The 11,088-nt window shown below is 64.2% G+C and carries 7 protein-coding genes and 1 pseudogene; 5 read left to right on the forward strand and 3 right to left on the reverse strand.

The features are described from left to right. The first annotated feature begins 95 nt into the window (after positions 1–95). Both ACS5Q0_RS13185 and ACS5Q0_RS13190 read left to right on the forward strand, forming a co-directional pair. A complete protein-coding gene (locus ACS5Q0_RS13185; protein WP_473127094.1) occupies positions 96–968 on the forward strand; it encodes a LysR family transcriptional regulator in 873 nt (290 codons plus the stop codon). A 467-nt stretch (positions 969–1,435) separates the two neighbouring features. Next, positions 1,436–2,896 carry an MFS transporter gene (locus tag ACS5Q0_RS13190; RefSeq protein ID WP_473127095.1) on the forward strand — a complete coding sequence of 487 codons (1,461 nt, stop codon included), beginning with the start codon at positions 1,436–1,438 and terminating at the stop codon, positions 2,894–2,896. Here the strand turns inward: ACS5Q0_RS13190 and ACS5Q0_RS13195 are convergent. The 3 genes and pseudogenes from ACS5Q0_RS13195 to ACS5Q0_RS13205 all read right to left on the reverse strand — a co-directional run bounded on the left by ACS5Q0_RS13195 (position 2,859) and on the right by ACS5Q0_RS13205 (position 5,028). Continuing rightward, positions 2,859–3,304: pseudogene (locus tag ACS5Q0_RS13195) on the reverse strand (hypothetical protein). The gene ACS5Q0_RS13190 and the pseudogene ACS5Q0_RS13195 overlap by 38 nt on opposite strands. 80 nt (positions 3,305–3,384) lie before the next feature. Next, positions 3,385–4,053: a calcium-binding protein gene (locus ACS5Q0_RS13200; RefSeq protein WP_473127096.1), complete on the reverse strand. Its 669-nt coding sequence runs from the start codon at positions 4,051–4,053 to the stop codon at positions 3,385–3,387. Between the two features lie 447 nt (positions 4,054–4,500). Further along, the gene (locus tag ACS5Q0_RS13205) at positions 4,501–5,028 is read right to left on the reverse strand and encodes a GntR family transcriptional regulator (RefSeq protein WP_473127097.1); all 528 of its coding nucleotides are present in this window, start codon (positions 5,026–5,028) and stop codon (positions 4,501–4,503) included. A 336-nt stretch (positions 5,029–5,364) separates the two neighbouring features. Between ACS5Q0_RS13205 and ACS5Q0_RS13210 the strand changes: the two genes are divergently transcribed. The 3 genes from ACS5Q0_RS13210 to ACS5Q0_RS13220 all read left to right on the forward strand — a co-directional run. Next, complete coding sequence (locus ACS5Q0_RS13210; RefSeq protein WP_473127098.1) at positions 5,365–9,711, forward strand: Ig-like domain-containing protein; 4,347 nt, start codon at positions 5,365–5,367, stop codon at positions 9,709–9,711. 56 nt (positions 9,712–9,767) lie between these two features. After that, complete coding sequence (locus tag ACS5Q0_RS13215; protein ID WP_473127099.1) at positions 9,768–10,535, forward strand: outer membrane protein; 768 nt, start codon at positions 9,768–9,770, stop codon at positions 10,533–10,535. A gap of 448 nt (positions 10,536–10,983) precedes the next feature. Continuing rightward, positions 10,984–11,088: IS630 transposase-related protein (locus ACS5Q0_RS13220; RefSeq protein ID WP_473127108.1), on the forward strand; the 105-nt coding region annotated here is incomplete at its 3' end.

Consider the following 11,088-nt stretch of genomic DNA (forward strand, 5'->3'; position numbering starts at 1 on the left):
TGGATCACCAAGTTTGCGGGGGCTCAGACTTGGCCTGGGATCGACTTGGCTGCTATTCCGGATTGTTGCCGGGTATCTGGGGATTTTTGCGCAGCATGGATTGGGACGATCTGAGGTTCTTTGCCGAACTGGCCCGAACCGGAAGCCTGTCGGCGGCGGCCCGCACGCTCCGGGTCGACCATTCCACAGTGGCGCGGCGGATCACCTCGCTGGAGGGGGCGCTCGGCACCCGTCTCTTCGACCGATTGCCCCGTGGCTATGTGCTCACGCCGGAGGGTGAGCACGTTCGGGAGCTGGTGGAGCGCTTGGAGGAGGATGTATTCGCACTCGAGCGTACAGTCCGAGGGCGCGGGCCCGGTCTGTCAGGCACCGTCCGAGTCAGCACGCCGCCGGCTTTCGCAAGCCTGTTTCTGTCGCCGCGCTTGAGCCTTCTCCGCGAGCGGCATCCCGATATCATCTTGGAGCTCTCGGGTAGCAACATCTCCGTCAGCCTCACGCGGCGGGAGGCGGACATTGCCCTGCGGCTGGCGCAGCCGGAGGGATCATCCCTGATTGCCCGCAAGGTGGCGACCGCCGGTTATGGCCTCTTCGCCTCCCGCACCTACGCGGACGGACGGTCTCCGGAAACCATGGATCTGCTCGGCTACGAGGAGAGCCTGGAGCATGTTCCGCAGCAGCAATGGCTGCGCCGCTACGCCCAAGGACGGCCGCTCGTCTTTCGCACGAGCGATCTCGTTGGCCTTGGCTCGGCCGTGCGGGCCGGATTGGGAGCCGCGGTCCTGCCGTTCTTTGTGACAGGCAAGGATCCCGATCTCGTCTGCCTGCAACGCGAAGGAGTGCCGCCGCGGGACCTCTGGTTGGTCGTGCACGAGGATGTCAGGCGCTCGCCACGGGTCCGCGCCGTGATGGATATCCTGATCGAGATCCTGGCCCGCGAGCGGAGCCTCCTTGAGGGCGCAGGGCTATAGGAGCCCTTGATCTGTGCATCAATGCGCAGAAGGCAAGCTTAGGAATTTAGACTGGGTTCGCGGCTTCAGTGGCATCAGCGACCGGCGGCAGCGCTCGTGGCCCGGAGACCGGGTGTGTGTTCAGGTGTCGTGCCGAGCAAGGCGTCCAAACGGCCGCCGTGCGGCGAGCGCGCAAGCTATGTGCAATAAACCTCGGCCTCTCGGGCGAAGCAAGACCATCCCTCAAGGCGGCGCCTCGGTGTCGGAGATTGCGGAGCGGGCGCTCCTGTCCTGCTCCTTAGGCTGCATACTGCCAGAGGTAATCGCCGGTCAGGCTGATATCATGTCATCACTTCTCAGCGATTGCCGATGATCGCTGTAGGGCACGCAAGCAATGCATGGCACTCTGATGCCGGAAGCGCCTTGACTTCATGCCGGGCAACCATGTCCACGCTCGCATGCAGACGGCCCGGACACGGGAGGCTTTCATGAATCAACCGACAGAAGCTTACCGCGGCAATGACCGGCTCCTGTCTGGCATCATCCTAGGCGTACTGGCGTTCTGGCTGTTTGCCCAGACGACGCTGAACATCGCGCCCGCCATGGCCGCCGATCTGCAGGTTGGTCAGTCGTTCATGAATATTGCCGTGTCGATCACCGCGCTGTTTTCGGGCATCTTCATTGTCGTCATCGGCGGCCTTGCCGACACGGTCGGTCGTGTCAGAATTTTAATGCTGGGCTTTGGCTTCTCGATCGTCGGCTCGCTGCTGGTCGGTCTGGCGCCGTCCGGGGCAATGGGCGGCACGTTCCTGATGCTGGGTCGGATTTGCCAGGGCCTGTCCGGGGCATTTGTCATGCCGTCCTCGTTGGCGCTGGTGAAGGCGTATTGGGACGGCGCGGAACGCCAGCGCGCGATCTCGCTGTGGTCAATGGGGTCTTGGGGAGGCTCGGGCTTCGCGGCCCTGTTTGGCGGACTGATGGCCGAGAACGTCGGCTGGCGCTGGATCTTCATCATGGCCGCCATCGTCTCGCTGATCGGCATGCTGATGGTGCGCGGGACCCCGGAAAGCAAGGCGCCTCCAAAAGAGGGCTATCACTTCGACCTTGCGGGCGTACTCACATTCATGGTTGCCATGGTTGCGCTGCAGATCTTTGCGACCCAGGGCGCACAGTTCGGCTGGACCAGCCCTGCCTCGCTGGGCCTGCTGGCCGCAGCCCTGGTCTTTGGCTTTTCCTTCTACAGGACCGAAAGCGGCAACCCCAACGCTTTCGTGCAGTTTCGCCTGTTCCGGAACCTGACCTATACCGGGGCCACCATCTCGAACCTGTTGCTGAACGCGACGGCAGGGATCGTCATGGTCGCAATGCTGCTGTTGCAGGAGGCGGGCTCGATGACGGCGCAACGGGCCGGGCTGCTGACCATCGGCTATGCCATCACGATTCTGGTGTTCATCCGCGTCGGTGAAAAGCTGCTGCAACGCTTTGGCCCGCGCGAGCCGATGTTGTGGGGCAGCTATATCGTCGGTGTATCGATCCTGCTCCTGATGCCGACCAATCTGTTGCTGGGCATCTATACGGTACTGGCGGTGATCGCGTTCTCGCTCTTTGGGCTTGGTCTTGCGTTCTATGCCACACCCTCGACCGATGCGGCGCTGTCGAACCTGCCCGCGGATCAGGCGGGTGCTGGCTCGGGTATCTACAAGATGGCCTCGTCGCTCGGCGCGTCCTTCGGTGTCGCCATCTCGTCCACGATCTACACTGCGATTGCCGGCCATAATGACGCTATTCGCTGGATTGAGGGAGTGATTACGTTCGAAGGCAAACAGCAAAACTTGGCTTCGCGCGAGGCGGCGTTCTTTGCGCTGTTGGCAAATCTGGTGATGTTGGTCGCCGCAATCGTTTCGATCCTGATCACGGTACCCAAAGGCAAAACTGCCGATCGCCGCTGACCCCAGATTCAGCGGCACGGGTGTAAGCAGGGCGGCGGAAGAGGTTTGCAACCTGATCACGAACTTAGAGGAAGCGTTGGGCCTGCCTGGCTGACTTGAGGCGTTTCATGATGCGCTCACGCCGCTGGGTGGGCTGATGACTGTTCTCGGCTCGATTCATTCAACCCCGATGTTGGCGATGCTGATCGCAATCTCATCAAGGTGGCACTTGTCTCCGAAAGCCGGAATGCGCCGACGGATCTGGTTCGCAAAGCCCTGACCGAACTTCATCGCCATTGCCGCGCCGTCTCATCGTTCACCTCGATGCCGCAGGCTCAACGGAAATCGAAAGTACACCCACACGGCATGGATGATGATTTCAGCCGGGTAGCGGTGGCGGGCGTAGCGAGGGTGACGGCCATTGGTCATCCCTCACATGCGCCTCTATCCGGCCACCTGCCGGTTAATCCGACGGCGCCCTCATGTGCGCGCCCGATGGCGCTACTCTGTCAGGCGTAGAAGAAGATGTTGCCTGCAGGGTTCGCCCCATACACAAGAATATCATGATAGCTGGCATCGGTGACGGAGTTGTAGGTTACAACCCAGCCGCCCTCAGCCCGCCAGACGCTGTACTGCCCATCCGCGGGAGTATGGGTGCCGCTGGAGTTGAAAGTGTAGCTGCCCTCAAGATAGATCCTATCGACCTCTGTGAATTCGAAAATGATGTCCTGCTGTCCCCGGGCGAGACTGCCGGTATCGGCGGTCGCGAAGTAGAAACGGTCCTGGTCGTTGTCGGCACCACCCCGAAGGTCGTCTAAGCCCGGTCCGCCATACAGTCTATCTGCGCCTTTCTCGCCGTCGATCGCGTCGTTGCCGCTTCCGCCATACATTCGGTCATTGCCCGTATAGCCAAGCAACGTGTCGTTGCCGCTTCCTCCGTTCAGACTGTCGTTGCCCGGGCCGCCATCGAGCCAATCCATGCCGCTGGCCCCGAGCAGCGTGTCGTTGCCGAATTCGCCTTCCAGCCAATCGTTGCCGGGACCGCCATTGAGGCTGTCGTTGCCGTCCCAGCCTCGGATCCAGTCGTTGCCGGAAACGCCGTAACTCTGGTCATTGCTCAGCCCGTACCGGTAGAAGTCGATGTAATCGTTAAAGGGCGTGCCGTTGATGACAGCCATGATCCGCCTCCTGTTATATGCAGACGGCGCCCGCCCCATGGCTGCTTTCGGCGCTAGGGCGGGCTTGCGGCCGGGACGGTGTGCGGCCGTCTCGGCCTTTTGCCGGAGAGCGACGCCACTGAAGCAGCCTGCTTTAACCATCGGCTTGGATATGGGCGGCATTGTGGAGCCTGGGGGAGGCCGGTGCCCGGCAAAGGCAAGATTGAGAATGCCGACGCTCCCTTCGGGCGACGCTCTCCCCGAGTGGCTCTACGTGAAGATCAGGACTTGGCACGGGACAGATCTTAGCCGTATTTCCGCAATGGACCTGCGAAGCGACGTTCACACAAGCTAGCTTGAGGGCTCAGGTTACCCCATTTCAGACGATTGTCCTGGTGCGGTTCGGTTCCATTGCGTGATGTCGTCGAGACCGGCTTGAGATGAGGAAATCCCCCGTTTGCACCGTCCTCAGCAAAGATCCAACCGAGTCATTGTCGGCTTAGTAGAAGACGGCTGGAGTGGCATCCTGGCCGAGCGCTGCCTGCAACCGCTCGGCATGCGCTTCGAAATGGTCGCGGCTGCGGCAAAGGCCTTCCGAATGATTGCTTCGTGTGCTTTCTCATACGTGTCAACGTAGTAGAGCGGCCAGTTCTCGACCGTCAGTTCAGGTGCCATCGAGCGGATCAGCACCGGATAGGAGAGAACTGCCTGCGGCAGCCGCATCTCGGTGATGATCGGATCGAGCACTGCCTTCAGGCGTGCTTGGTCGGTCTTTCTCAGCGCCTGGAAGAGAGCTCCGGCATTGAGGCTGGCCAGGGTCTGAACCATGTCGGCGAGATTCCTGCGGTCGAGCCTGCGCACCCAGGCGCCTCGATTGGGAATCAGCTCGATCACGCCCCGGCCGGCGAGTATGCGAGGATCATCGCGCACCGGATCGCGCTTGAGGCCCAGGGCACAGTGCACAGATCGATCTCGATCAGCTTCCGCCCCTGACATGGTCCATCACCCGCTCCACCTCCGGCGACGATCCCCGGGGGCGCGTGAAAGCGGCGCGCTCGGTTTCGTCTAGTGGAGCCGCTACTGATATGGCAACCTTTTCTGACTGCGCAGTGTCAGCATTGGAACGACGTTGCTGATCGTTCTACTTGAAATGTTAACAAAATTAGCGCCATAAAATCCTGCCTCTCTCAACCTGCTCCTGCCAGCCACAGCGACGAGCAACCTTGGCGCCGGATGTCTTCCATCCGCTCCAGCGCCACGGTCCTCGCGGGTAACTGGCCAATCCGTAATTCCGTGCCCGATCGGCATGACCCCCGAGACATAGACCAAGCCATGACCGTTCCTGCCGACCGCTTCATCATCGCCAGCTACTCAGATCTCGGTTCGAGCCCCGACGGCTTCGCACAGGTCGGAATCGGCCTCTACTACTACGGCTCGCCCGGTGCGCAGATCGGGGCAGGGTATACGCTCGACATCACCTTTCGTGGGGCGGATGGAGCCCCGATCACGTTATCCGCGCCGATCGATGGTGGAGTTTATGCAGGGACCGAGTACATCATTATCGAGAGTACCTGGTACGACTACATGGACGTGGTCCCGGGAACCTTGTACGTCAACGGCGATGCTACGATCAGTGCGGGCGACCCCAAGCCCGACGTGATTGCGCTTGTCCTCAGGAAGAACGGTGTGGCCGTCGACACGCTCGGCAATCCTGGGGGCAGCACGCCACTTCTGAACGATCCGGGGATCGTGGTGCGCAACACCAATTTCGCGGAGCTCGGGGCTGGCTATCTCGAAAGTGACTGGAACCTCCTTGCGCCGAACGATCCCTCCCTTGGCGGCAATCCCTATAAGTACGTGAATGGGTTCACGGGCGCCGTCGCGCCCGTGGCCGCGCCCACCGACACGATCAGCCCTACGGTTAGCTCCATCGTGAGGACCGGGGGCGCCGATCCCACGAACGCTGAGACGATCACCTACACCGTCACGTTCAGCGAAGATGTCACAGGTGTCACGGTGGACGACTTCACCCTCACTGCCGCGGGAACCGCGAGCGGCCAGGTCACGCAAGTCACCATGATCGGGCCCACAACCTATGCCGTCACCGTGTCCAACGTTAGGGGGAACGGAACCCTGCGGCTGGACCTGAATGGTTCCGGCACCGGCATTGCGGATACGCATGGCAATGCGATCGCGGGCGGCTATACCGGCGGTCAGGCTCATACAGTCGACACGTTGGCTCCGATGCTCTCGATTACGAGCGACAAGTCGGTCCTGAAGGCGGGCGATACGGCGACGATCACCTTCACTTTCACTGAGGACCCGGGCTCGACCTTCGACTACAGCGACATCGTGGTCGTCGGCGGCAGCCTTGGGCCGATCAGCGGCAGCGGCCGGACGTGGGCCGCGACCTTCACCCCGACGGCGAACACTGACAACGGCACCGCCAGTATCACCGTCGCGTCCGGCAAGTACACGGATGCCGCCGGCAATTCTGGCGCTGACGCCAACAGCCCATCGATCAGCTTCGACACGAAAGCGCCGGCGGCGACGGTGGCGATCGCTGCCTTTTCGGCCGATACAGGCGCTTCGGGCACCGACATGATCACATCGATCGCGATGCAGACCATTTCCGGCGCGCTCAGCAACAGTCTGGGATCTGGCGAGCGGGTTGAGATCTCGCTCAACAACGGCGCCAGCTGGGACGCGGCCACCGTTGAGGGCACTACTTGGTGGTTCGCCGCCGTCCTGAGCGGCTCCGGAACTTTGCAGGTGCGGGTGGTGGACGCGGCCGGGAATACCGGTCCTGTTTACTCACACTCCTATGCCCTTGACACCATGGCCCCGGCTGCTCCGTCTGCGCCGGACCTGGTGGCATCCTCGGACACGGGCAGCTCCACCAGCGACAATATCACCAGCGACACGACCCCGACCTTCACCGGCGCCGCGGAAGTCGGCGCCACCGTCCGGCTGTATGACGGCGTCACCGAAATCGGCTCCGCGATCGCCACCGATGGCACCTGGACCATCACCAGCGCCACGCTCGGCACTGGTACGCACACGATCACCGCCCAGGCAACCGACCTCGCCGGCAATATCAGTGCGGCAAGCGCTGGTCTGGCCATCACCATCGACCCGATCGCGCCGACGCTGGTTATCACCAGCAGCGTATCTCAGCTGAAGAGTGGCGAGACCGCACTCATCACCTTCACGTTCAGCGAGGATCCAGGGGCGACGTTCACGTACGCTGACATCAACGTCATCGGCGGTACGCTTGGCCCGCTCAGCGGCAGCGGCACGACCCGCACCGCCGTGTTTACCCCAGCCGCCAATACTGATGGCGTTGCGGCCAGCATCACGGTTGACGCAGGCGCCTATACCGACAGGGCGGGCAATAATGGCGGAGCCGGCACGACCCCGAAGCTGACCCTCGACACCCTGGCTCCGGCCGCGCCGTCCACGCCCGACCTGGCTTCGGCCTCGGACACCGGCAGCTCCACCAGCGACAACATCACCGGCGACACCACCCCGACCTTCACCGGCATCGCGGAAATTGGAGCCACGATCAGGCTGTATGACGGCGCTACGGAGATCGGCTCCGTGATTGCCATCGATGGCACCTGGAGCATCACCAGCGCGACGCTCGGCGCGGGTCCTCACACCATCACCGCCGTGGCGACTGACCCAGCAGGCAACGTCGGGCCTGCATCGCAACCACTGGAGATCCACATCGTCACGGACGCGCCGGGCACGCAGGTGACCGGCATGGTGTTCTCGGCGGACACCGGGGTCTCCAGCACCGACTTCATCACCAATACGGCCACCCAGACCATTGCCGGCACCTTGAATGCGGCCTTGAGCTCGGGCGAGCGCGTCGAGGTGTCGTTCGACGGCGGAGACACTTGGACGACCGCCATCGCCGATACGCCCTCCCTCTGGTCGCTGGCAACGACGCTGGCGGCCGGCACGCGCACGATCTCGGTGCGCGTGGTCGATGCCGCGGGCAACTCGGGCCCTGTATATACTCAGGACTATACGCTGGACACCGTTGCACCCGGCGTCCTGGTCACCAGCAATGTATCCGGGCTGAAGGCCGGCGAGACAGCGACCATCACGTTCACCTTCAGCGAAGACCCGGGTGTGAGCTTCAGTCTCGCCGACATTCACGTCGAGGGCGGCACGCTCGGTGGGTTGAGCGGCAGTGGCCCGACCCGCACGGCCGTGTTCACTCCGGAGGCTGGCGTCAGGGGCGGCGTGGCCATCATTTCGGTCAATGGCGGCAGCTACACGGATACCGCAGGCAATGCGGGCAATGCGGGAGCGTCTCCGGTTCTCACCTTCAACACACTGACATCGCAGCCGATCGACGGGGTCGCGGTTGATCGCACCGAGACAGTCAATTTGGACGGCTCGATCTCGCAGGTGGTGACCATTCCGGTGGTGACCGCGGGCCGGGTTGAGACCGACGGCAGCGCGTCCTATGCCGACATCCCGCTCGTCACGGTGGGCGGGCGCCCGGCGCTCACCGCGCAGCTCGGCGTCGGCATCGGCCTGACCGCCACGGGCTTCGCGGCGCCGAAAGCCGCCGGCGCCTCGCTCGCCGATCTCATCCGCGAGATCCAGGCCCACACTGCGGCCGGATCCGCCGACCGTGGCGCCATGACCGGCGGCGGCACGGGCTTCCTGGCCGGCCTGCCGGCCAACGCCCCGTTGATCGTCCAGTCGCTCACGCTCACCCAGGCGGGCGCCGTCTCCGGCGTGCCGCTGGTGCTGCGGGGCGGCAGCGACGCGCATGCGCCCGCCACCGCGCTCGTGATCGATGCGCGCGGGCTTGCCGCCGGCACCGTCATCGCGCTCGAGGATGTGGCCTTCGCCACGATCATCGGCAGCGTGCGGGTGACCGGCGGGGCCGGCTCGCAGGTGGTCTATGGCGACAGTGCCCGCCAGCACATCGTGCTCGGGGCCGACGACGACACGCTGCATGGCGGCGCCGGCGACGATTATGTCGGCTCCAAGGGCGGCAACGACTGGCTCTATGGCGATGCCGGCAACGACACCGTCGCCGGCGGCATCGGCGACGACCGGCTCTCCGGCGGCAGCGGCAACGACCGGCTGCTCGGAGAGGCGGGTCAGGATCGGCTTTATGGCGATACCGGTCATGATAGCCTCGACGGCGGCTCCGGCCACGACAGCCTGTGGGGCGGCAGCGGCGACGACCGGCTGATCGGCGGGACCGGCAACGACCGTCTCTCCGGCGACACCGGCCATGACCGGCTGGAGGGCGGGTCGGGCAATGACACTCTGGTGGGCGGGGCCGGCCGCGACAGCCTATGGGGCGGCTCCGGCGCGGACGTGTTCGTGTTCGCCTCGGCGCAGGACAGCCGGGTCGGCGCGCAGCGCGACGTCATCTATGACTTCCAGTCCGGGCGCGACACGATCGACCTGCGCGGGATCGACGCCAACACCCGGCTGAAGGGCAACCAGGCCTTCGCCTGGACCGGCGCGGACGGCCCGTTCCTGCACCCGACGGAGACGGCGGTGACGGCCGGCTTCACCGGCCAGGCGGGGCAGCTGCGCTTTGCCAACGGCATCCTGTCGGGCGACCTCGATGGCGACCGCCGGGCCGATTTCGAGATCAAGATCGTCGGCCATTTCTCCAGCGCCGACGTGCTTCTGTAAGTCCCGCATCGGCCCGTGGCCGTGCCCTATAGCCCAGCCTCCCCTCGGAGATCGTGATGAAGAGCTTGTTCCTGTCCGCCTCAATCCTGCTCGCCGGGACGGCCGTGGCCTGTGCCGCCGACCTGCCGGGGCAGGCCGCTCCTGTCGCTCCGGGAGCGGTGGCTCCAGCCTTCAGCTGGACGGGGCTTTATGCCGGCGTGCATGGGGCCTGGATCAGCGCGGGCGGGGAGGCGGTGCGCACCGGGCTGTCGGGCGTGTCCCCGGCCGTTCTGCCGGTCCGGGCGGGCCTGAGCGACAGCGGGCTCGGGGGCGGGGCTCAGATCGGCTACCTGTGGGATTTCGGCCGCCTGGTGGCCGGGCTCGAGGCGGATCTCACCGCCATGGATTTGGGCCGCAGCCGCAGCGCCGTGGGCGTGGACGGGCCGTTCAGCCTCGACACGGATCTGAGCGCGCGGATGAGCCTGTTCGGCAGCGTCACGGGGCGGCTCGGCCTCGCGCTGCCGAGCCTTGCGCCGATGGTCGAGCGCTCGCTGGTCTATGTCACGGGCGGCCTGGCCTATGCCCGGATCGAGCATCGGGGCCAGATCACGGTGGCTCCGCTCGGCCTTGGCCCCGCGGCGAGCAGCAAAGCGTGGAAGACGGGCTTCGTCATCGGCGCCGGCATGGAGCACATGCTGACACCGAACCTGTCGCTCACGTCGGAGACGCTGTACTACGACCTGGGCGAGGAGACGCTGACGCTGACGCGGGCCGGAGACGAGGCCGTCTATCGCTTCAAGAACGACGGCTGGATCAGCCGCATCGGCTTGAACCTCCGCTTCTGACCCGCGCCATCCCCGATGTGCATTGAGGCTGCAGCAGGTCAATCACGCCGCTGATCCCGCACGCCCGTCGCGCGGTGGGCGTGAGACGGAAGGTCCGCAGGAGGGGACACAGCAGACCTTCCCAAGGCACCAATGTCCTTGCGTGATCCAAGGGAGACCTTCGGCTTAGCGCAGCAACAACATCGATACCCTCGGATAGGAGGGTATGACAGAGCCGTTTGGGCCGTTTCAGGATCATCGCAGAGGCGCAGATTCGAATAGATGCGGGCCTCCGCATTTCGGTTGGCCAAGCAGACAGGATCTAGTGCCTCGGGCGCAAAAGTGGGAACCGGTTTTGCGTGGAAAGAGGCTCACAATCAAAAGCCTAAAGCATCGGACTGAAAGGCAGATTCAAGAGGTTTCGGCCTGGGCTGGAGTGTGATTCCCTTCCGAGAACAGGAGGTGGAGCATGACCCAGAGCTTCTCCTTGGATCTGCGCGTGAGGGTTGCGGCCTTTGTCGAGGCGGGCGATTCCTGCCGGGCGGCGGCCCGCCACTTTGGGGTCAGTGACAGT

The organism is Microvirga sp. HS2 (genome assembly GCF_055792805.1).